At 55.3% G+C, this 21,948-nt stretch carries 19 protein-coding genes and 1 riboswitch; of the genes, 15 read left to right on the plus strand and 4 right to left on the minus strand.

Going from position 1 to position 21,948, the window contains the following annotated elements; all coding sequences use genetic code 11:
* Positions 1 to 352: 352 nt before the first annotated feature.
* Both BN348_RS08800 and BN348_RS08805 read right to left on the minus strand, forming a co-directional pair.
* Positions 353 to 1,558, minus strand: a complete 1,206-nt coding sequence (locus BN348_RS08800; protein WP_040197523.1) for a DegT/DnrJ/EryC1/StrS family aminotransferase — start codon at positions 1,556 to 1,558, stop codon at positions 353 to 355.
* Positions 1,559 to 1,608: 50 nt separating this feature from the next.
* Positions 1,609 to 2,088: a GNAT family N-acetyltransferase gene (locus BN348_RS08805; RefSeq protein ID WP_040197524.1), complete on the minus strand. Its 480-nt coding sequence runs from the start codon at positions 2,086 to 2,088 to the stop codon at positions 1,609 to 1,611.
* A 497-nt stretch (positions 2,089 to 2,585) separates the two neighbouring features.
* On the opposite strand from BN348_RS08805, the gene BN348_RS08810 reads away from it, so the two are divergent.
* Positions 2,586 to 2,951: a VOC family protein gene (locus BN348_RS08810; protein WP_040197525.1), complete on the plus strand. Its 366-nt coding sequence runs from the start codon at positions 2,586 to 2,588 to the stop codon at positions 2,949 to 2,951.
* 572 nt (positions 2,952 to 3,523) lie between these two features.
* Here BN348_RS08810 and BN348_RS08815 read toward each other — a convergent pair.
* Positions 3,524 to 6,037, minus strand: coding sequence for a cation-translocating P-type ATPase (locus tag BN348_RS08815; protein WP_040197527.1), 2,514 nt, complete (start codon positions 6,035 to 6,037; stop codon positions 3,524 to 3,526).
* A gap of 132 nt (positions 6,038 to 6,169) precedes the next feature.
* Positions 6,170 to 6,270, minus strand: a riboswitch (NiCo riboswitch).
* Positions 6,271 to 6,503: 233 nt separating this feature from the next.
* On the opposite strand from BN348_RS08815, the gene BN348_RS08820 reads away from it, so the two are divergent.
* The 12 genes from BN348_RS08820 (at position 6,504) to rlmN (ending at position 18,640) form a co-directional block, all read left to right on the plus strand.
* Positions 6,504 to 6,800 (plus strand): YlmC/YmxH family sporulation protein, encoded by a 297-nt coding sequence (locus BN348_RS08820; RefSeq protein WP_242844331.1) that lies wholly within the window; start codon positions 6,504 to 6,506, stop codon positions 6,798 to 6,800.
* A 382-nt stretch (positions 6,801 to 7,182) separates the two neighbouring features.
* A complete protein-coding gene (locus tag BN348_RS08825) occupies positions 7,183 to 8,061 on the plus strand; it encodes a YicC/YloC family endoribonuclease (protein WP_040197529.1) in 879 nt (292 codons plus the stop codon).
* A 21-nt stretch (positions 8,062 to 8,082) separates the two neighbouring features.
* Entirely contained in the window at positions 8,083 to 8,349 is a 267-nt protein-coding gene (gene remA / locus BN348_RS08830; RefSeq protein WP_040197530.1) for an extracellular matrix/biofilm regulator RemA, read from the plus strand.
* The gene (gene gmk, locus BN348_RS08835; RefSeq protein WP_040197531.1) at positions 8,339 to 8,953 is read left to right on the plus strand and encodes a guanylate kinase; all 615 of its coding nucleotides are present in this window, start codon (positions 8,339 to 8,341) and stop codon (positions 8,951 to 8,953) included. The genes remA and gmk overlap by 11 nt, the downstream gene beginning before the upstream one ends.
* On the plus strand, positions 8,946 to 9,161 hold the full coding sequence (gene rpoZ, locus BN348_RS08840) for a DNA-directed RNA polymerase subunit omega (protein ID WP_040197532.1): 216 nt from the start codon (positions 8,946 to 8,948) through the stop codon (positions 9,159 to 9,161). The genes gmk and rpoZ overlap by 8 nt, the downstream gene beginning before the upstream one ends.
* A gap of 291 nt (positions 9,162 to 9,452) precedes the next feature.
* Positions 9,453 to 10,658, plus strand: coding sequence for a bifunctional phosphopantothenoylcysteine decarboxylase/phosphopantothenate--cysteine ligase CoaBC (coaBC, locus tag BN348_RS08845; RefSeq protein ID WP_040197533.1), 1,206 nt, complete (start codon positions 9,453 to 9,455; stop codon positions 10,656 to 10,658).
* 220 nt (positions 10,659 to 10,878) lie between these two features.
* Positions 10,879 to 13,353 (plus strand): replication restart helicase PriA, encoded by a 2,475-nt coding sequence (gene priA, locus BN348_RS08850; RefSeq protein ID WP_242844332.1) that lies wholly within the window; start codon positions 10,879 to 10,881, stop codon positions 13,351 to 13,353.
* A gap of 361 nt (positions 13,354 to 13,714) precedes the next feature.
* On the plus strand, positions 13,715 to 14,182 hold the full coding sequence (def, locus tag BN348_RS08855; protein WP_040197534.1) for a peptide deformylase: 468 nt from the start codon (positions 13,715 to 13,717) through the stop codon (positions 14,180 to 14,182).
* 316 nt (positions 14,183 to 14,498) lie between these two features.
* Positions 14,499 to 15,419 (plus strand): methionyl-tRNA formyltransferase, encoded by a 921-nt coding sequence (gene fmt, locus BN348_RS08860; RefSeq protein ID WP_040197535.1) that lies wholly within the window; start codon positions 14,499 to 14,501, stop codon positions 15,417 to 15,419.
* 125 nt (positions 15,420 to 15,544) lie between these two features.
* Positions 15,545 to 16,252 carry a zinc metallopeptidase gene (locus BN348_RS08865; protein WP_040197536.1) on the plus strand — a complete coding sequence of 236 codons (708 nt, stop codon included), beginning with the start codon at positions 15,545 to 15,547 and terminating at the stop codon, positions 16,250 to 16,252.
* Positions 16,252 to 17,601, plus strand: a complete 1,350-nt coding sequence (rsmB, locus tag BN348_RS08870) for a 16S rRNA (cytosine(967)-C(5))-methyltransferase RsmB (protein ID WP_040197537.1) — start codon at positions 16,252 to 16,254, stop codon at positions 17,599 to 17,601. Before BN348_RS08865 ends, rsmB begins: the two co-directional genes overlap by 1 nt.
* 4 nt (positions 17,602 to 17,605) lie before the next feature.
* Positions 17,606 to 18,640 (plus strand): dual-specificity RNA methyltransferase RlmN, encoded by a 1,035-nt coding sequence (gene rlmN / locus BN348_RS08875; RefSeq protein WP_040197538.1) that lies wholly within the window; start codon positions 17,606 to 17,608, stop codon positions 18,638 to 18,640.
* Positions 18,641 to 18,680: 40 nt separating this feature from the next.
* Here rlmN and BN348_RS13915 read toward each other — a convergent pair whose 3' ends face one another.
* Positions 18,681 to 19,025, minus strand: coding sequence for a hypothetical protein (locus BN348_RS13915; protein ID WP_156136470.1), 345 nt, complete (start codon positions 19,023 to 19,025; stop codon positions 18,681 to 18,683).
* A 199-nt stretch (positions 19,026 to 19,224) separates the two neighbouring features.
* On the opposite strand from BN348_RS13915, the gene BN348_RS08880 reads away from it, so the two are divergent.
* Complete coding sequence (locus BN348_RS08880; protein ID WP_052446845.1) at positions 19,225 to 19,947, plus strand: Stp1/IreP family PP2C-type Ser/Thr phosphatase; 723 nt, start codon at positions 19,225 to 19,227, stop codon at positions 19,945 to 19,947.
* 17 nt (positions 19,948 to 19,964) lie between these two features.
* Entirely contained in the window at positions 19,965 to 21,944 is a 1,980-nt protein-coding gene (pknB, locus tag BN348_RS08885; protein WP_052446846.1) for a Stk1 family PASTA domain-containing Ser/Thr kinase, read from the plus strand.
* Positions 21,945 to 21,948: the final 4 nt, after the last annotated feature.

Consider the following 21,948-nt stretch of genomic DNA (forward strand, 5'->3'; position numbering starts at 1 on the left):
TCGGACCAATAAAATATCCGGTTATTCCGCAGTAAAACCAAACGAACAAATGCGCCGTCAGGTTCTGACGGCGCATTTGTTCGTTTATGCGGGGTGAGAAATCCCGCCGCTAACAGGCAGGCAGAATTTCACACTCTTTATCTACAGTTCAAAGTGACTACATGATAAACAGGCCGGTACCCACTGGACTCCAGGACGGCCAACGGATCGCAAACCGCCCGCACGAAATCTGTCCATCCCCTTAAAAAGCCAGCCGAAAGGACACGTTTATATCTGCCCAGTTATGCATACGGGATGTAAATGCCCATTCAGCCGGGCAACCGCTGTTCTGCGAACCTGCTCCATTCAGATATTACCTGCCGTTTAAAATATCCCGCAGCGTTTCGGCCACATACCGCGCGTCCTCGTCGCTGAGCAGCGTGTGCAGCGGCAGCGTGATTTCATTCTGAAACTGCCTGTAAGCGTTCGGATAATCGGCAATATCGAAGCCCAGATTTTGATAAGCGGTCATCATCGGCAGCGGCTTGTAATGCACATTGGTGCAGATGCCCCGCTGCGCCATCCGCTCGATGACGCGGTTGCGTCCGCCTGCGTCCACGCCCTCTATCCGCACCAGATACAGATGCCCGCTGGACAAATCGTCTTCGAGATAATGCGGGAGAACTTCGACCGGCGCGTCCTTTAAAATCCTGTCATAGATGCCGACCAGCTCTTTTCTCCTCTGCAGAAGCGCCGGATAACGTTTGAGCTGCGCAAGGCCCAGCGCCGCCATGATGTCGGTCATGTTGCATTTGTACGCCGGATAGACGACGTCATATTCCCACGCGCCGACCTTGGTCTTGGCCAACGCGTCTTTCGACTGGCCGTGCAGGGACAGCAGCATGAATTCCCGGTATAGGTCGTCCGATTCGATGCCTTCAATGCTGTTCCAGACAATCGCGCCGCCCTCGGCGGTGGTCAAATTCTTGACCGCGTGGAATGAAAAGCTTGTGAAATCCGCGACCGATCCGGACTTTCTGCCATGATACTGCGCGCCGAACGAATGTGCGCCGTCCGCCACGACCGCCGCGCGGCCCATGGCCTTCTGCAGATCGTTTTCCGGGTTGAACAGCGCTTTCTTCCGCTCCACAATGTCGAAGATGCGGTCGTAGTCGCACATCACGCCCGCGATGTCGACCGGGATGACCGCCTTGGTCAGCGGTGTAATGGCCGCTTCAAGCCGTTCATAATCCATCTGGTAGCTGCCCGGCGCCGTGTCGACCAGCACCGGCGTCGCGCCGACATGAAGGATAACGCTGGCCGAAGCCGTGTAGGTATAGGCCGAGGTGATGACCTCGTCGCCCTTTCCGATGCCGAGCACCCGCAGCGCCAGCTCCAGCGCCGCCGTGGCGGAATTGAGACAGGCCGCCCTCTCGCAGTCGCAGAAATCGGCGATTTCGCGTTCAAACTGCTTGGTCTTCGGGCCGGTCGTGATCCAGCCGGATTTTAAGGTATCCACCACCTCGTCGATCTCCAGCTGTGTGATGTCTGGCGGTGAAAACGGTATATTGCGGTCCATTGCCGAACACTTCCTATTCTAATATAGTCTTTTATAAGCCGGACGTATCCTCATCCGGCGGTGTATTCCTGATTGGGATGTACGTGCTTCTCCAGATAAACAAAGCGCAGGCCGCCCTGCATGACGCGTTCATCAAACGGCCGGTAGCCGCGTCTTTGATAGAATGTCAGGTTCTTTTCGCTGAGCTCGCTGGTAAACAGCTCATACCGGCAGCTGCTGTACAGCGCTTCGATCGATTCGAGAAGCTTTGAGCCAATGCCGCCGTTTTGTCTGTCGGGGCGCACCATCAGCTTGCCGATGTAGAGCGTGCCGTCCTGCTCATAGCCGCGCACCGATCCGATGATCACGCCGTCGTCATCCTGCGCTTTGAGCACGACGCCGCGGTCAAACTGTGCATGCAGCTCGTCGAGCGTCTCGCGCAGCGGCTGGATGGATGCGCTGCCCACCATGCGCGCTTCGCTTTGATAGGCCAGAACCTGCAGGCGCAGCACCTCTTCCAAATCGCTGCTGTTTGCCTTTTGTATGGTCATAGCATTCCCCTTCACATCCTGAAAAATTGATGATCTTATTCTTTATTATAAAGGGATGAAAGGATTCTTGTCAATCCCCGTGGTTTCAGGATACACAAACTGTACAGAATCCAGTCCTGTGATGCATGTTTCTTGACCTTTTTGACCAGCATTGCCTGTTATCTTTGGTTTTCATCGGACAGATCAAAACCACAAGTTGAACTGGTGGTATACCAAAGCCCTGGAAGGACATCATGCCGGCTCGCCTTTCAGAGGCACTGAAAAACTGCCGTTTGCATCAACACACGGCAGCTGATAAAGCAGTTATTTCCTATAGCTTTCCATTCTGATTGAAATGATTATTGTCATTCGCTGCGCACTTGTTGGATACTAAAGCTCAGACCGTCGACATTTTATGTTTTGATGGCTTTCTGAACGCAAGCATGTTATAATACAGACAATCATTCATCAGATAACGCGCGGTATAGGAAATTAATATCAGATTCGAGGGATATAGTATGTTATCGACTCATATTTACTTTAACGGACAGTGCAGACAAGCGATAGAACTGTATAAGCAGGCGTTTCATGCTACTGTTAAAACATTGATTGAAGATTCCAGTCATCTGCTTGTTGTTCATGCTGAAATCGTTATTCACAATGAACTGCTGATTCTAAACGATTTTGGAAATGAAGACGGTACTTCAAAATCGGGAGGATATCAGCTTTGTGTTCAATTTGATCATGAAGCTGATCTACGAAAAGCATACGATACGATGAAAAACGGCAGTATTACAATTGAGCCAATACAGTCTACCGATTACAGTTCATGTGTTGTCAGATTTATCGACATGTTCGATGTAAGATGGGGATTTTGGGTTTAATCGATATCAGGTTATAAGCACTTTTACATTTGAGCAAAACACAATACACCGTAAATTTTCAGCACATACATCAACAAAAGTATGTGCTGTTTTTATTGGAGCGCTTCAAAAATCAACCAAATACGCTATAGAGGTATGACTAATGTATGATGATGAATAAAAAGACCCAATCGATAAATTTCAAATGGAATGCTGTGTCTTGTGCCTGCATCTTGTCAGAGAATTGGAAAAGCAATCGATTTAAGTTTTTTAGTTGCGGTTCTATCCTGCATCAGGGGTAATTTTTCTGCAATGTCCTTTTTTCCTGAGAGTTCATCAGCCGATGATTATTCTCGCTAAACCTACATACGGAAAAGACCGTGCACTGATGGCACGGTCTTTTTCTCATCATTTCAGCATTCTGGGATGTTCAGGGAAACCGACAACCGGTTTAGAGCCGGTGAATCACAGGTTTTAGATATATCGGGAGCTTTTATTCCTGCATATTGCCCTTTTTCTCACCGCACTGCGTCCTCAAGCGCGCTTCTTTACAACCCGCGCAGGTACCGGCGGACTGCTGAGCCGGCAGGACATCAGCGAGCCGATGTACGCTTCCCGCGTGCCCTTCTGATGCATTTTACCAGCTCATACCACAGCACCGACACGGCGGCCAGCAGCAGGCAGAAGCCAAACTGTCTGAAGGACAGCGGCGAGAGCTTCAGAATCTCTGCAAGCGGCGTGTACAGGATCAGCAGCAGCATCACCAGCACGCCGCCGTTGATCGCCCAGAGCACCTTATCCTTTAAGGACCGCAGGAAGGTCTGGCAGCCGAACTGTGTTTCCGAGCTGTTCACGTAAACTAAGAACAGGTTGGCGAGCATCAGCACCGCAAGCCCCATGCTGCGCGCCGTCTGCGGCATGGCGGGATTCTGCATCAGCATATAAAGGTACGAGCCGAAGGAAGCCGCGAAGACCACCAGGCCCTGAATGACAGATTTGATCACAACGCCTTTGGTGACCAGCGGCTGCGAGGCGCTGCGGGGCGGACGCTCCATGATATCCGGCTCCGCGGGCTGGCGCTCGAACACGATCGAACAGGTCGGGTCGATGACCAGCTCCAAAACCACGACATGCAGCGGCAGCAGCATGATGGCCGCGGCCGGGATGCCGAGCATCGGAGCGAGCAGCGCCGCCAGGGCTATCGGGATGTGGATGACAAACACATAGCCGATTGCCTTGCGGATGTTGTCATAGATGCGCCGTCCGTCCCGGATGGTCTCGACAATCGACGTGAAGTTGTCGTCCATCAGGATCAGGTCGGCGGATTCGCGCGCAACCTCGGTGCCGCGTCCGCCCATCGCAATGCCGATATCGGCATATTTGAGGGCCGGCGCGTCGTTCACGCCGTCTCCGGTCATCGCGACAACCTCGCCCAGCTCGCGCAGGCATTTGACAATCCGCATCTTATGCTCCGGCACCACCCGCGCGAACACGCTGATCCGCGGCAGCTTCTCCTTGAGCTCATCGTCGCTCATCCGCTCCAGCTCTTCGCCGGTGAGGACGCCGCTGTCGGCCGAGAGTCCGATCCGGCGGGCAATCGAGGTTGCGGTGACGCCGTTGTCCCCAGTGATCATGACCACCCGCACGCCCGCTTTTTGGCAGACACGGACGGCGTCCGGCACTGCTTCACGCGGCGGGTCGGCAAGGCCGACAAGGCCTTCCAGGATGAGTTCATTCTCTTCCATACCGGCGGGAATTTCCCGGCCGATCTCAGCCGACGCGACCGCAATGACCCTGAGTCCCTGCGCTGCGAATTCCTTCTGCTTCTCCATGACGGCTGTGCGCTGTTTTTCATCCAGACCGCACAGCGGCAGGATGCTTTCCGGCGAACCCTTCGCACACAGCAGGCGGCTGCCGTCCGGGTTCTGCCAGATGTGCCCCATCCGCTTGGTCTGGGAGGTGAACGGGTATTCGTGAACCAGCTCTCCGCAGAACAGTTCCTCCGATTTTACGCCGTTTTCCCCGCAGTGCCGCAGCATGGCCTGCTCCATCGGGTCGTACGGGTCCACCTCGCAGGCCATTCCCATAACCCGGTCAAACCGCTCCTCGGATGCGCCGAACAGCTGTTCATTTTGGACGGTCATGCGGTTTTCGGTCAGCGTGCCGGTCTTGTCGACGCACAGCACCGTGACCGCGCCGAGCGTCTCAACCGCCGGCATACGGCGCACCAGCGCGTGCTTCCTTGCGAGCCGCCACGCGCCCATCGATAAAAATACGGTCAGGATGACCGGGAATTCTTCCGGAATCATCGCCATCGCCAGGGTGATACCGGACAGGATGCTGTGCACGACGCGGTCCTGCACAGCTTCGCCCGACAGGCTGAAGAAGGTGGCGACGCCCACCAGCACGAACAGGATGCATCCGAAGACCGCGCAGAATTTGACCAGCGAAGAGGTCTGCTTCTGCAGCGGCGTCGGCATATCCGGCGCTTCGGCGATGTGGGTGCCGATTTTTCCGTATTCGGTCAGCGCGCCGGTTCTGTCAACCAGCACCTGGGCGCTTCCCTGGATGACGACGGTGCCGGCATAGCAGCGGTCCCTTTGGAACGCGCCGTCCGAAACTTCATCCAGCGACTTCCAGACCGCCTGCGATTCCCCGGTCATCGACGACTCGTCGACGCACAGGTCGTTCATCGACAGAATGCGTCCGTCCGCCGGAATCTTCTCCCCTTCGGAGACGATCATCACGTCGCCCGGCACAAGCTCCTTCGAATCGATCTGCTTTTGAGCGCCGTCCCGCAGCACAGTGACATGCGGGGAGGACAGGCTCTTCAGCGCGCGCAGCGTCTTGTCGGTCTTCCACTCCTGCACGACGTCGATGCCGATGACAAATACGACGAACACCAGCATGACGGCGCCGTCGCGCGGCTCTCCCAGCAGAAAATAGATGGCCGCGGCCACCAGCAGCAACAGGAACATCGGTTCCTTGAGTACGTCGAGAATCTTCATAAGCAGGCTTTGTTTCTTTTCGGGCACCAGTTCGTTTTTTCCGTATTGGAGGAGTCTTTCCTCTGCTTCTCTGGTGGTAAGCCCTTTGTGTTCCATCATCAAGCAACAACCCTTTCCAGTCAGTCGTTCATTTTGCTGCGGGACGCGTATGCGTTCCCCTCGTGTCCAAAAAAGCCCGCAGGAATCAAAAATGGCAATAAAAAAGCCTGTGGGCATACTTCTTTTTGCGGAAGTAGTCCCACAGGTTCCAAATTCTAAACCTGCTGCCGGCAAACCGGCCCAGCCCCACGCACACCACAAAGGATGTGCATCGCCTGCTCTGCCAACATTATAACCGCCCGATGGATGTTTGTCAAGCGTTTTTTCTGTTGGTTTCCTTCCTGTATCGTATGCAGCGGCCTGCCGCATTGTTCCATCCATCCATGCTTTCAGAAAACCCCTGCAAATTTGGAAAATCACGACTAGTACAACCTCCCGGCGGAATATACTGGTACCGGGACGAATTGCAGCATCGGAAGCCTTCCTGGGCTTCCATCGATAGATTGCGGGAAGGAAGGTACCAATTGTGAACTGCAGAGTAACCGATTTAAGATGCAAAGAGGTGGTCAACATCCGCACAGGCTGCCGTCTTGGCTGTGTGGACGACGTGGAGGTGGACACCCAGACCGCCAAGGTCCTCGGTCTTGTGGTGTTCGGCAGGTTAAAATGCTTCGGCCTGCTCGGCCGCAAAAAGGACTGTTATATCCGCTGGTGCGACATCGAGGTCATCGGCGAGGACACCATTTTGATCTGCCGGCATTTTGAGCGCAAGCACGGCGAAAAATGCGGCTGTCCCGGACGGGGCTTCTTCGGATCAAATTGAAACTGTATGACGTCATATGACTGGGGTCTGCCGCTTTGTATCCCGGACGTCTTTTAAACAATTTTTCTGGAAGGCGATGGATAGAAGCCTGCGCACTGTCAAAACCGGGCATGATAAATTGCGGCATATCTGTATATCGCTTCGGCTTTCATACCCTGTGAGGCCATCCAAAGATTGATCCCCGCCGTTTTATTGAGGTATATGCGGAATTCCACACGCTCACACCTATGTTTTTTACGATTTTATCGGAATTATGTCGTTTCAAGTTGACAAATTAACCGTTTTAATAGTAAAATAGAATCTATATACGCAGGATAAAACCGTCCATATTGCATCCGGACGGATGAAACGATTTTCCGCAAGGAATGAAACGGGTGAAGATATGATAAAAAGCATGACCGGATACGGCCGGGAACAGGTCATGATCGACGGCCGCGACATCACGGTCGAGATCAAGTCCGTCAACCACCGCTTCTTTGAGTTCAGCGGCAGGGTCCCGCGCGCGTATGGCTATCTGGAAGAAAAAATGAAATCCTATATACAGGCGAAGGTATCCCGCGGCAAGGTGGACGCCTTTGTCACGGTCCAGACCATCGAGGGCATCGACGCGAACGTTGAAATCAATCGGGCGCTGACCGGCTCGTATATCGAAGCGCTGCGTTCGCTGACCGATGAATTCGGTCTGGAAGACGACCTCTCTTTAAGCGGCGTCGCACGTCTGCCGGACGTCTTTACCGTGCGCAAGGCGCCGGAGGACGAGGAGGTCATCTGGAACGCGGTCGAACAGGCGGCCGCCGCCGCGCTCGAGAAATTCCTGTCGATGCGCGAAAAGGAAGGCCGCCGGCTCAAAGCGGATATCCTCTCCAGGCTTTCCGCCATCGAGGACGCCGTCGGGCAGGTCGAACAGCTTTCGCCGCAGACCGTGTCCGATTACCAGGCCCGGCTGTACAACAAGATGTGCGAGATCCTCGAGGAGAAACAGATCGATGAACAGCGCATCCTGCTGGAAGCCGCCATCTTTGCGGACAAGGTCGCCGTGGATGAGGAGACCGTCCGGCTCAGAAGCCACATAGGCCAGCTTCGCGGCATTCTGGAGAGCGACGGCCCGGTCGGCCGGAAGCTCGATTTCCTGGTGCAGGAGCTGAACCGCGAGGCCAACACCATCGGTTCCAAGGCGCAGAACGTCGGCGTCGCAAACATCGTGGTCAACATCAAGGCGGAGATCGAAAAGATCCGCGAGCAGATTCAGAATATCGAATAATACCCCATTCAGGAGGTTTCTATGAAGCTGATCAACATAGGTTTTGGAAATATGGTGTCCGCCGACCGCCTGGTTGCCATTGTCAGCCCGGAATCGGCGCCGATCAAGCGCATCATCCAGGATGCGCGCGACAAGGGCACCCTGATCGATGCGACCTACGGCCGCAGAACCCGCGCTGTGCTGATCACCGACAGCGATCACTGTATCCTGTCCGCGGTACAGCCCGAGACGGTCGCGAACCGGCTGGTCGAACATGACGAAACGGAGGAAATACTGGATGAAGAATAACAGAGGACTTTTAATTGTGCTTTCCGGGCCTTCCGGCGTTGGAAAGGATACGATTTTAAACAGCCTGCTTGAGAAATCACAGAACATCAAGCTCTCGGTATCGGCGACCACCCGCTCCCCGCGTGCCGGCGAGGTGGACGGCGACGACTACTTCTTCCTGACTGAGAAGGAGTTTAAAACGCTCGTGAACGACGGCGGCATGCTCGAGTATGCCGAATACAACGGAAACTATTACGGCACGCCCAAAAAAGCGGTGGAGGAGTCGCGCGCGCTCGGCCAGGACGTCATCCTGGAAATCGAGGTCAACGGCGCGATGCAGATCAAGGAGAAGAGCGAGGACGCGCTGTTCATCTTCATCATGCCGCCGTCCCGCCAGGAGCTGATGCGCCGGCTGGTCGACCGCAAGACCGAGGATGAGGCGACCATCAACGCGCGGCTGGAGGTTGCGGAATATGAGATGAGCCGCGCGGGCGAGTACGATTATGTCGTGGTCAACGAAAAGCTCGACAAAGCGGTGGAGGATATCCAGTCCATCATCGACGCTGCGAAATGCAGCGCGAAACGGGCGAAAAAATTTATCGACGAGGTGCTGAACAATGCTTAGACCTTCTCTTACCGAAATCCTGAAGGATGGGGAAAACTACTATTCTCTCGTGGTTGCGATCGCCAAGCGCGCAAGGGAGCTTGCGGGCGACGCGCAGGAAAAGAACATCGAACTGGACGAGAAACCTGTGAAGATGGCTGTCCGGGAATTCGCGGAGGGCGACTGCCGGATGATCGACCGCCACGATCCTGTGGATACCGCCGTGTAAGCTCACCATATCCGTGTGAAGCGGTCTGCCGGACGGCATGAAACATCCCGACATCTCGTTGTCCGCATACCTCTCCGGCTGCGGAAACGGCGGCACAAAGCCGCATGGGCACGCGGCTTCACAGCTTCGGGTACGTAAACCCTTTGCATATAAAAATTGATGGAATAGAAACATGCTTCACGCCTAAAGCTTTACAGCTTTGGGCATGTTTCGAATACAGGGATTTTTGCGGCAGAGTAAAAAGCCGTCATACGGCGCAGCTTTTCCGCTTTTTCAGAAAGGAGCGATCCTGTGCTGACTTCCAAAACCATCCTGGTCGGCGTCACCGGCGGCATCGCCGCCTATAAAACCGCGCAGCTTGTCAGCGACCTCGTCAAGCTGCACGCCGACGTGCACTGCATCATGACCGAAAACGCCACCGAATTCATAGCGCCGCTGACCTTTGAAACGCTGACCGGCAACAAATGCATCGTCGACACCTTTGACCGGAACTTTCAGTGGAATGTCCAGCATGTTTCGCTGGCGCAGAAGGCCGACCTGTTCGTCGTCGCGCCGGCGACCGCCAACATCATGGCAAAGCTCGCGTTCGGGCTGGCGGATGACATGCTGTCCACCACCTTTCTTGCCTGCTCCTGCAGGAAGCTGATCGCGCCCGCGATGAACACCGGCATGTACCTGAACCCGGTGACCCAGCGCAATCTGCAGCTGCTCAGGCAGGCCGGGATGCGCATCATCGAGCCCGCAAGCGGAAGGCTTGCCTGCGGCGACGTCGGCGTCGGGAAGCTCGCCGGCCTTGAGGACATCATGGACGCGGTTCTCTACGAACTGGCCTATGAAAAGGATCTGAAGGGGCTTCACATCCTGGTCACGGCCGGACCGACCTGCGAGGCGGTCGACCCGGTGCGGTATATCACCAACCATTCCAGCGGCAAGATGGGCTACGAGGTTGCCAAAGCCGCCCGGATGCGCGGCGCCGAAGTCGTGCTGGTATCCGGCCCGACCGTGCTTGCCCGGCCGCACGGCGTCGAGATGGTGGACGTCGTCAGCGCGCAGGAGATGTTCGAGGCGGTCACCTCGCGGCTGCAGAGCTGCGACATCGTCGTCAAGGCGGCGGCGGTCGGGGATTTCCGGCCGGTGCATGTGTCCGAAGACAAGATCAAAAAGGCCCAGGGGGCGCGGGTCATCGAGCTTGCCGAGAATCCGGACATCCTTTCATATATCGGGCACTGCAAATCAGACAGCCAGGTGGTCTGCGGCTTCTCGATGGAGACGCGTGACCTGATCGAAAATTCCAGCAGGAAGCTGCGCCAAAAAAACGCCGATATGATTGTGGCGAACAACCTGACGGCCGAAGGCGCCGGATTCAAGGGGGACACCAACCTGGTCACCCTGCTGACCGGCGAGGAAACCGAGGAGCTTGAGCTGATGAGCAAAACCCAGGTGGCGCACCGCATCCTGGACAGGCTTCTGTTCCTGTATCAGAAAAAGAATCAGTAATCCTGCCCGTCCCCGGCCGCCCAGCATCGCCGGGGACGGTTTTGCGGCCATCCTTTCGAATCGATGGCGCTTTTCAAGCAATATACAGGCTGCGCCGGCACCTGAACCGGAAAACGTAAAGCCTGCTTCTTGCAACCATAAAAACAGCGCATCCGTGCCTGCATCTGCCGTGGAGCGTCCTGGGCAGATGCAGACACAGATGTCATCACCGTGAAGGGAGGTGGCCGGTATCGCCGTATGCAGGATCGTACAGGTTGCGGTCGACAAAACCGCATATCATTTTGACAAGCTGTATTCCTACCTGCTTCCGCAGGAATTCGAGGGGCGGGCGCAGCCGGGCTGCCGCGTCGTGGTGCCGTTCGGGAAGGGCAATCAAAAGCGGCAGGGGCTGATTCTGACCCTCGCGGAGATGGAACATCCCCTGAAGCTCAAGCCGATCCTTGAGCTGCTGGATGAAACCCCGCTTGTGACCGGCGAGCTTCTGAAGCTGACCGCATACCTCAAGGACACCTGCTTCTGCACCTATATGCAGGCCTTCCGGCTGATGGTTCCAACCGGCATCAACGTCAAATTCATCACCCGCTACCGGCTCTCCCCCGCCGCAAAGGCCGGCGGCGATGCTCTGGATGAAACCGACCGGCAGGTTCTTGCACTGCTGCGCGCGGCGCGCACGCCCAAGGAGCACGACGCACTGGTCAAATCCCTGAACCTGCCGGGAACGGAACAGTCCATTCTGCGGCTGCTGGATCTCGGTTACATCGAAAAACTGGAGGACCACAGGCAGAAGGTCAGCGACGAGCTGGTCACGATGGTGCGGCCCACCATCGGCGGCGAAGCGTTTGAGGAGCTGACCTGGGCGCGGTTCACCGAAAAGCAGCAGCGCGTGCTGGAGCTCATCGCTTCCAGCGGCTGCGCTTCGCTCAAGGAGGTCGCCTATTACACCGGCGTGACCCGCAGTGTGGTCGACGCGCTGGAGAAAAAGGGCGTTCTCGAATATTTCCAGCAGGAAAACCTGCGCGACCCCTACAAGGATGCCGAAGCGCTTCCGGATGAACCTGCCGTCCTCAATGAAGAGCAGCAGGCCGCCTTCGAAGGCCTGCGCGCGCTGTGCCGTGCCGACGCGGCAGAAACCGCGCTGCTCTACGGCGTGACCGGAAGCGGCAAGACGCAGGTCTTCCTGAAGCTGATCGAAGAGGTGCTGGAAGCTGGACGGCAGGTCATTGTGATGGTGCCGGAAATTTCGCTGACGCCGCAGATGGTCGGCCTGTTCCTGAACCGGTTCGGCAGCGAAGTCGCGCTGATTCACAGCTCCCTGTCGATGGGCGAGCGGCTGGACACCTTCAAGCGCATCAAGGCGGGACAGGTCAGCATTGTGATCGGCACCCGCTCCGCCGTCTTCGCGCCGCTCGAGAACATCGGGCTGATTGTCATGGATGAAGAACAGGAGGGCACCTACCAGTCCGAGATGAATCCGCGGTTCCACGCGCGCGAGGTGGCGCGGTTCCGGTGCGCCTATCACAAGGCGCTGCTGCTGCTCTCCTCCGCCACTCCATCCATCGAAAGCTTCTACCACGCACAGCAGGGACGCTACCATCTTTTCAGGCTCGAGGAGCGGTACAACAACGCCATGCTGCCGCAGGTGCGTCTGGTGGATATGCGGGAAGAGCAAAAAAATGGGAATATAACACAATTCAGTCAGTTATTATTGGACGAAATGAGAATAAATTTAAACAATAAGGAGCAAACTATTTTACTTTTAAACCGCAGAGGTTATAATACCTTTATAACCTGTGCCAGCTGCGGAGATGTGATCACCTGCCCGAACTGCAGCATCGCCATGACCTACCATATGGCGAACAACCAACTGATGTGCCACCTCTGCGGCGCGGTGAGGCCGGTCGTACAGCACTGTGAGAAGTGCGGCAGCCGGTATATCAAATATCAGGGCATCGGCACGCAGAAGGCCGAGGAGCAGCTTCATCAGCTTCTGCCCGACGCGCGGGTCCTGCGCATGGATATGGATACGACAATGTCCCGCTACGCGCATGAGCGGCTGTTTCAGCAGTTTGCCGACGGGGAATACGACATCCTGATCGGCACGCAGATGGTTGCGAAGGGGCTCAACTTCCCGCGCTGTACACTGGTCGGCGTACTGAACGCGGATTCTTCCCTGTATGCAAACGACTTCCGCAGTCTGGAAAAGGCATTTTCGCTGTTCACGCAGGTGGTTGGACGCAGCGGCCGCGCTTCCCTGTCCGGACGCGCGTTCATTCAGACCACGGCGCCGGAAAACCCGATCTTCGAACTGGCGGCCCGGCAGGATTACGAGAGCTTCTACCGCGACGAGATCGGGATGCGCAAGGTCCTGCTCTATCCCCCGTTCTGTGATCTGTGCGTCGTCGGATTTCACGGCGCGTTACAGGAGGAGGTTCGTGAACTCGCCATGACCTTTGCGAGAAGCCTTCTGGATATGGTAAAGACCGCCTATCGAAAACTCCCTTTGCGGCTTTACGGGCCGATTGAATCCTCCGTCCTGCGTGCCAACGGAAAATACCGTTACAAGCTGATTTTGAAGTGCAGGAACTCGGCGCAGTTCCGTTCTCTCTTAAAAGATGTGGTTTCACAGGTATCCGGTACGCGGCTGTATCAGCAGAACACCGTGTGGATCGACACCAACTACAGCGGCAGCTTCTGAGAATCGGGGGCCGGATTTTGTTTCTGAAAACACATACCAGCATTCTGTCGGGAACCATCCTCTCCGCATTGAAAAACCACCGCGGAACGGCGAACCGTTTTATGGATATATCAGCCGGTATGCTTCGATCTCTTTTTCGGGGATACAAACACCGCTTTGAATACGGCCAATCATTCGTATTGCAGCCCGCGCGGATTTGGGTGATGATTCAGATGATCTTCTAAAATATAGGGATTTATTTCGACGTCAGCCGTACTGTTATGACAGAAAAGTACGGGCACGCAAAAAGTTTTCAAAAAAAGTCATAAAAAAGCAAAAACCAAGTTAAACTGATCAAGTATAAATAGATGGAGGAACAACCATGGCAATCAGGAAAATTCGCATCTTCGGCGAGGATGTTTTGAGAAAACAGAGCAAACCGGTCTCCGAGTTCAATGAACGGCTCTGGACACTGCTGGAGGATATGGCCGAAACGATGTACGATGCAAACGGCGTGGGGCTGGCGGCCCCGCAGGTCGGCATCCTGCGGCGGGTGGTCGTCATCGATGTGGGCGACGGGCTCATAGAGCTTATCAACCCGAAGGTTCTCATCGTCGCCGGCAAGCAGAACGGCTCGGAAGGGTGTCTGTCTTTTCCCGGGAAATACGGCATGGTGGAGCGTCCCATGAAGGTGGTCGTGCAGGCACAGGACCGGTTCGGCAACACCTTCACTATCAAGGGCAAGGAGCTTCTGGCCCGCGCGCTGAGCCATGAGATCGACCATCTCAACGGCACGCTGTTTACCGACCTCGCAACAGAGATGCTCGAAGAGGACACGGCTGAGGGTTAAACGGCGCTTTCAGGAATGCAGCTTTTGCGAAGTGAATCCGATACAATTTGTGCTCGGTTTATTCCATTTAACGGCACAGTTGTCAGAGAGACTGCTTGAAGAAGCGGCGCTTCGAAGTAAATCGTCCACGCGAAAATTGCACAGCTCAGTTGGCAAAGAGGATGCATTTCAGAACGCATTTACGTGCATCGTCAACGCTTATCCAACGATTTGCCATTGATATTGAATTGAAGAGAACGGCGGCGCAAAGGAAACGCCGCTTTCCATACATGTTTCGGCAGAATTCGCCGAAGGGATACGGATGTGAGGGAGATATATGAAAATCGTATTTATGGGGACACCTGAATTCGCGGTCCCCTGTCTGCAGATGCTCCTGCAGGAGGACTATGATGTCGCCGCCGTCTTTACGCAGCCCGACAAGCCCAAGGGACGCGGCTACAAGCTGACGCCGCCGCCGGTCAAGGTGGTGGCTGCAGAAAAGGGCGTTCCGGTCTATCAGCCGTCCAGCTTAAAAAACAACCTTGAAATCCGCGATGTTCTGATCGGGATGGAACCCGATGTGATCGTCGTGGTCGCCTATGGAAAGATCCTGCCCAAAGAGATTCTGGAAATCCCGCGGCACGGATGTGTCAACGTACACGCTTCCCTGCTGCCGAAATACCGCGGCGCGGGTCCGATCCAGTGGAGCGTCATCAACGGCGAGCAGGTGAGCGGCGTCACGACCATGTATATGGCCGAGGGGCTGGACACCGGCGACATGATTCTGAGCTGTGAAACGCCGATCGGCCCGGATGAAACCGCCGGCGAGCTGCACGACCGCCTTTCGGTGATCGGCGCGCAGTGCCTGAAGGAGACGCTCTCCCTGATCGGCAGGGGAACCGCCCCGCGTCAGAAGCAGGACGACAGTCTCTCCTCCTACGCCCCGATGCTCAACAAGGAGATGGCGGAGATCGATTTCCACAAGCCCGCAGGGACGGTTCACAACCTGATCCGCGGACTCTCCCCCTGGCCGGTTGCGTATACAAAGCTCGACGGAAAGCTGCTGAAAATCTACCGGTCGCGGATTCTGGAGGACCACAACGGCCTTCCCGGCGAAATCCTTGACGACCGCCGCTTCATCGTCGCCTGCCAGAACGGCGCGATTGAATTCCTTGAAGTGCAGCTCGAAGGCTCCAAACGCATGCGCACCGAAGACTTTCTCAGGGGAAAACAGATACAAAAGGGTGAGATCCTTTAGTATTTCCATGAAAAAAGATTGCATCTGTCAAAAGGTTTTCTCAATAGTGTTATACATACCCGCCGGCCCAAACCGGCTGCCGGGCATTCCCTATAAACATCTATGATAAGAAAGGATTTTGATTGATGAGATTTGGATGGTTCTATCTGGACATCTACTATATTGTTCTGATCATTCCAGCCATGATTCTTGCACTGTACGCACAGTTTCGCGTAAAAAGCACCTTTCACCGCTACCAGACGGTCTACAGCTCCCGCGGTATGACCGGCGCCGACGTCGCGCAGAAGATCCTTGCGGACAACGGTCTGCACCATGTCCGCATCGAGCGGACCGCGGGGAACCTGACCGACCACTACGACCCGCGCCATCAGGTGCTGCGCCTGTCCGAAACGGTATATGACAGCACCTCGGTCGCCGCGGCCGGCGTCGCTGCCCATGAGGTCGGCCACGCGATCCAGCACGCCAACAGCTATCTGCCGCTCAAATTCCGGAATGCGATCATTCCGGTCACCAATATCGGCTCCACCCTGTCGTTTCCGCTGATCATTGCGGGTATCATCTTTTCATACTCGCCGCTGATCTACATTGGCATTGTTCTGTTCGCCCTTGTCGCGCTCTTTCAGCTCATCACGCTGCCCGTTGAATTCAACGCCAGCAGCCGCGCGCTGCGCACATTGGAGATGGATGACATCCTGGCCGGTTCCGAGCTGACCGGCGCCAAAAAGGTTCTGCGGGCAGCCGCGCTGACCTATGTCGCCGCGCTGATCACCAGCCTGGCACAGCTTTTAAGACTGATATTATTGTTTGGAAACAACAGGAATAGGGGTAACTGATGAAGACAAAAAGAACAAGATCGGCACGCCAGACCGTCGTGGACGCTCTGATCAAAGTAAATGAAACCGGCGGATATTCCAACATCGTGATCGACAAGCTGCTGGAGAAAAGCGAGCTGTCCGCACAGGATAAAAGCTTTGCAACCATGCTGTTTTACGGCGTTCTGGAACGCAAGATCACGCTTGACTATATGATTGCAAAAAAATCGAACGTCTCCGCCTCCCAGATATCCAGGGAGGTGCGGGAAATTCTGCGCTCAGGCTGTTACCAGCTCTTCTACATGGATTCGGTGCCGGACAGCGCCGCCGTGAACGAGAGCGTGCAGCTTGCGAAAAATATGGGACGCTCCAAGGCGGCCGGCTTCATCAACGCCGTGATGCGCGCGATGATCCGTGATGAAAAGAAGGTGCAGCTTCCAAGCATCCATGCATCAAAATCCCTGCACTACAGCGTCAAATATTCCTGCCCGCAGTGGCTCATCGAGATGTGGACCGAAGCCTACGGCGAGGAAAAAACCATTCAGGTGCTGGAATCCTCGATCGGCAAGCCGCCGGTCTTCGCACGGGTCAACAGCCTGAAAACTACGGCTGAGGAACTCGTTCAAAAGCTGCAGGACAAAGGCATTGAGGCCAGCGTTTACGAACATCTCCCATACTGCGTCAAACTTGGACGCACCGGCGACATCCTGGCGCTGGAGGAGTTCCAGAACGGGGAGTTCCACATCCAGGATCTCTCCTCCCAATACTGCTGCTGCGCGCTGGATGCGAAACCCGGAGAACGGATTATCGACCTGTGCGCCGCGCCCGGCGGGAAGGCCTTTACCGTCGCGCAGTATATGCAGGACAAGGGCAGTCTGCTTGCCTGCGACATCTACCGCAACAAGCTGAACCTGATCCGCAACGGCGCAGTCCGGCTGGATATCCACTGCATCGACCACATCGTCAACGACGCGTCGGTGCCGAACAACCAGCTGGGCGACTTCGACCGGGTTCTGTGCGACGTCCCCTGCTCCGGGCTGGGCATCATCCGCCGCAAGCCCGAGATCAAATACAAGGACCCGGCGCAGCTGGAAAACCTGCCGGATATCCAGTTTAAGATTCTGCAAAACGCCGCGAAGTATCTGAAGGTCGGCGGCAGGCTGATCTATTCGACCTGCGCGCTGAACCCGAAGGAGAACGACGAGGTCGTGGCAAGATTCCTGGAGAACAACGGAAATTTCAAAGCCGTAGAGCTGCCTGAACAGCTGGACCGCTTTAAAACGAAGCCGGACGGCTATAAGGTGACGCTCTTCCCAGACGAAAACGCTTCGGACGGCTTTTTCATCTGCTGTCTGGAAAAGATGTGGTGAGCAATTGAAGAAGACCGATATCAAATCCCTGACGCTGGGGGAACTGTCTGTGCTGCTGGGGGAGCTGGGACAGCCCGTCTTCCGCGCCAGGCAGATCTATAAATGGCTGCATCAGAAGATGGTGTGCTCCTTCGATGAGATGAGCGATCTGTCGCTGAATCTGCGTGAACAACTGAAGGAACTGTTTTATATCAACGCTGTCTCAATTCAGCGAAAGCTTGTTTCCAAGCTGGACGGCACCACCAAATATCTGATGAAGCTTTCGGACGGCCAGCTGATCGAGGCCGTGCTGATGCGGTACAAATATGGAAACAGCGTATGCATCTCGACCCAGGCGGGCTGCCGGATGGGCTGCAAGTTCTGCGCTTCGACGCTGCGCGGGCGGGAACGCAACCTGCTTCCGAGCGAAATGCTCGACGAGATCATGGCTGTCGCGCGCGACACCGGCGAGCGGGTTTCCCACGCGGTGCTGATGGGCATCGGAGAGCCGCTCGACAATTACGACAACGTGGTGCGGTTCCTTGAGCTGCTGTCCTCCCCTGACGGGATGAATATGAGCCTGCGGCATGTATCCCTTTCAACCTGCGGGCTGGTGGACCGCATCTATGATTTGATGGAACTGAATCTGGGGCTGACCCTTTCCATCTCGCTGCACGCGCCGAACGATGAAATCCGCAGCCGGATCATGCCGGTCAACCGGAAATGGAAGGTCGACGAGCTGCTGGATGCCTGCCGGCGTTACTTTGACAAGACCGGGCGGCGCATCTCCTTCGAATACACCCTGATCGACGGCGTCAACGACAGCGAACGCTGCGCAAGGGAGCTTGCTTCGAAGCTGCGCGGCATGAACTGCCATGTCAACTTGATTCCGGTCAACAATGTCCGGGAAACCGCATTTCGGAAAAGCTCTCAGCTTTCCATCAGGCAGTTCCAGGAGGTCTTGACCAAACAGAAGATCAACGCAACCATCCGCCGGGAGCTTGGGGCCGACATCAACGCAGCCTGCGGACAGCTCCGCTATGAACAGGCCGAAAGCTGAAGGAAGTGGATACTGCTGACATGAGAAACTTCTGCTGCGGTCAGCTTCGCTGTAAACAGGCCGAAACATGACAGAAATGCTTCTGATAATGCCGGAAGCCTCTGCTATGGTCAGCTTTGCTGTGAACGGGCCGAAACATGACAGAAATGCTTCTGATGACACCGAAATATTGCCAGTCTGCTTCCCTGAGACAAGCAGCATCCATGAGGATTTCATTTCCAGTCAACAGAGCATGGACTGACAACTGCCGTACAGATTCCTGATGAAAGGCGTCTGCCGCCGTCTTAAAGATATTGGGTAAAGCGGTGGCTAAACAGGCCCGTGCTGCCAATGAAAAATATTCAGCGGCTGCTTTCCATTTAATGAATGAAAACAAAGCTGCCAATTACATCCGTCTTCTGAAAGCAAAACTGTCATCCGTATCAATCCGCGATACCTTTTATACGGCATAACAGCCGACACACCATAGAACAACGGTGGTTTTACTGACGAAACCATGCAAAATCCAATGACATCCCAGCACCCGTATCGCCCTGGCGGGCGGCGGACACTTTGTACAAAAGGAGGGAACCGAATTGCTTAGAGTGAAAGGAGCAACTGACACAGGAAAAACCAGACCAAACAACGAAGACAGCTTCAATTATGGATATCTATGCGATGACTCCGTTTGGGCAATTGTCTGCGACGGCATGGGGGGCGCAAATGCAGGGCATATCGCCAGCAAAACGACCGTTGATCTGGTCACCGAAAGCATCCAGAGCAATTACAAGCCTCAGATGGATGATAATTCCATCCGCAACCTGATCCTGACAGCCATCAACAAGGCCAACAGCCTGGTCTTTGACATGGCGGCAAAAGATCAGGCGCTTTCCGGCATGGGCACAACCGTGGTGGTGTGCATCGTCCGAAACGGCATGCTACATATCGCGCATGCGGGCGACAGCCGTGCCTACATTCTCGGCGACGTCGCCAACCGGCAGATCACAGAGGACCACACGGTGGTGCAGTATCTGCTCAACCATGGAGAGATCACATCCGAGCAGGCTGAGAACCACCCGCAGAAGCATTACATCACGCGGGCGGTCGGGGTGGAAGCCGAGCTCGACATCGATTATAACGAATTGTCCGTTTCGGAGCACGACATCATCCTGATCTGCACCGACGGACTCAGCAACCACATCAATGACTTTGAAATGTCCCAGATTGTAACCAGGGAAAACTTTGAACACTGTGCGGATGAACTGATTGAAAAGGCAAACGCATCCGGCGGCACGGACAACATTACAGTCGTCGTAATCGCAGAATAATGAAGAGGTGAACGATAGTGGATAAATACATCGGAAGAAAACTGGACGGCCGCTATGAAGTGATGGAGCTCATCGGTGTCGGCGGCATGGCAAACGTCTACAAGGGCTACGACGTCATTGATGAAAAGACCGTCGCCATCAAGATCCTGAAGGATGAATTCGCGGACAACGACGAATTCCTGCGGCGGTTCAAAAACGAATCCAAGGCGATTGCGGTGCTGTCGCACAAAAACATCATCAAGATTTACGACGTGGTGTTTACCGACACGCTGCATGCCATCGTGATGGAATACATCGACGGCATCACGCTCAAGGAATACATGCAGCAAAAGGGACGGCTCACCATCAAGGAGTCTCTTTACTTCACCCTGCAGATCCTGAGGGCGCTGCAGCAGGCGCACGATAACGGCATTGTGCACCGCGACATGAAGCCGCAGAACATCATGGTGCTCAAGGACGGCACGATCAAGGTCATGGACTTCGGCATCGCGCGGTTTGCGCGCAACGAGGTCAAAACGCTCACCGACAAGGCGCTCGGTTCGGTGCATTATATGAGTCCCGAGCAGGCGCAGGGCGGCGTGACCGACGACAAGACCGACATTTACTCGGTCGGCGTCATGCTCTTTGAGATGGTCACCGGTGTGCTGCCGTTTGAGGCGGACAGCCCGGTTTCGGTGGCGATCAAGCAGATCGAGGCGGTCGCGAAGAAGCCGCGCGAGATCAACCCGAACATCCCGGAAGGCCTGGAACAGATCATCGAGAAGGCCATGCAGAAGAACCCGGCCTACCGGTATCAGTCCGCCGTATCCATGCTGATGGATCTGGAGGAATTTAAACAGGACCCGACCGTTACATTCAACTATTCATACTACGTAGATGAGGAGCCGACTATGTATTACGCACCGCAGAATAACGGATTCGACGTGGATCCGCTGGAACCCCAGGACAATGAAAATGAAGAGGAAGAATCCGAAGAAGGGAAGAAGAAAAAAACCGTTCCGATCCTGCTGGGCATCGTGTCGGTCGTCGTCTTCGCCGCGATCCTCTTCATCATCGGCATCTTTGTGTTCGGCAACCCGTTTGCAACCAACGCGGACGTGGAGCTTCCGAACTTTGTCGGCATGAAATACGACGAGGTCGTATCGGATACCGAAAAATACCCGTTCCAGTTCGAGGTCATCGAACACGATTACAATGACAAATATGAAAAGGGCGAAATCTATGAGCAGAAGCCGAAGGCCGGTAAGACTGTCAAGGAGAACTCGACGGTCCAGATCAAGGTCAGCGACGGCAAGAAGCAGGTCAAGATGCCCGACGTCGTGAACAAGAAGAAGGAAGACGCCATCGCGGAACTGAAGAAGGCGGGCCTTGAGGTCAAGGAAGAGCAGGAATACAACGACACCATCACCGAGGGCTTTGTCACCAAGACCACCCCGGAGAAGGATACCGAGATCGATTCCGGCACCCAGGTCACAATCTACATCAGCCTGGGCGCGGAGGAAAAGCTGACGACGGTTCCAAGTCTTACCGGCATCTCGCAGGATGAGGCCCAGCGCCGCATCGAACAGAACAACCTGCGGGTCGGCTCGGTCAAATATAAAGACAGCAGCGAAGCCAAGGACACCGTTCTGGAACAGAGCCCGAGCTACGGCGACACCGTACCGGAGGACACCTACGTCAATCTGGTCCTCAGCTCCGGCAAGCCGGCTGAGAATTCGGTTACCCTCACCATCAACCTCCCGACCCAGCTTGAGGACATTCAGCGGATTGTCGGCCTTGTGGAGGGTTCCGTACAGATTGAGGAACGGGTCGTTCCAAGCATTGCGAAGACCTGGAAGCCGACCTTTACAGGTTCCGGCACCAAGCAGGTTCAGATTCAGATCGGCGGCACGCTGTACCAGCAGTTCAACGTGAACTTCGACAGCGGCACCTACCAGATGACGGTCGACAATTCCGCCGAGTTCAGTAGCACGAAGCCTGTTGAATCGCAATCATAAAGGA

The sequence above is a fragment of the Candidatus Soleaferrea massiliensis AP7 genome (genome assembly GCF_000820765.1).
Lineage (GTDB): Bacteria > Bacillota > Clostridia > Oscillospirales > Ruminococcaceae > Soleaferrea > Soleaferrea massiliensis.

Bases quoted from the DNA above. Each gene is read 5' to 3' on its own strand.
- BN348_RS08800 (WP_040197523.1), bottom strand. From the start codon at position 1,558: ATGGACCGCAATATACCGTTTTCACCGCCAGACATCACACAGCTGGAG.
- BN348_RS08805 (WP_040197524.1), bottom strand. From the start codon at position 2,088: ATGACCATACAAAAGGCAAACAGCAGCGATTTGGAAGAGGTGCTGCGC.
- BN348_RS08810 (WP_040197525.1), top strand. From the start codon at position 2,586: ATGTTATCGACTCATATTTACTTTAACGGACAGTGCAGACAAGCGATA.
- BN348_RS08815 (WP_040197527.1), bottom strand. From the start codon at position 6,037: ATGATGGAACACAAAGGGCTTACCACCAGAGAAGCAGAGGAAAGACTC.
- BN348_RS08825 (WP_040197529.1), top strand. From the start codon at position 7,183: ATGATAAAAAGCATGACCGGATACGGCCGGGAACAGGTCATGATCGAC.
- remA (WP_040197530.1), top strand. From the start codon at position 8,083: ATGAAGCTGATCAACATAGGTTTTGGAAATATGGTGTCCGCCGACCGC.
- gmk (WP_040197531.1), top strand. From the start codon at position 8,339: ATGAAGAATAACAGAGGACTTTTAATTGTGCTTTCCGGGCCTTCCGGC.
- rpoZ (WP_040197532.1), top strand. From the start codon at position 8,946: ATGCTTAGACCTTCTCTTACCGAAATCCTGAAGGATGGGGAAAACTAC.
- def (WP_040197534.1), top strand. From the start codon at position 13,715: ATGGCAATCAGGAAAATTCGCATCTTCGGCGAGGATGTTTTGAGAAAA.
- fmt (WP_040197535.1), top strand. From the start codon at position 14,499: ATGAAAATCGTATTTATGGGGACACCTGAATTCGCGGTCCCCTGTCTG.
- BN348_RS08865 (WP_040197536.1), top strand. From the start codon at position 15,545: ATGAGATTTGGATGGTTCTATCTGGACATCTACTATATTGTTCTGATC.
- rsmB (WP_040197537.1), top strand. From the start codon at position 16,252: ATGAAGACAAAAAGAACAAGATCGGCACGCCAGACCGTCGTGGACGCT.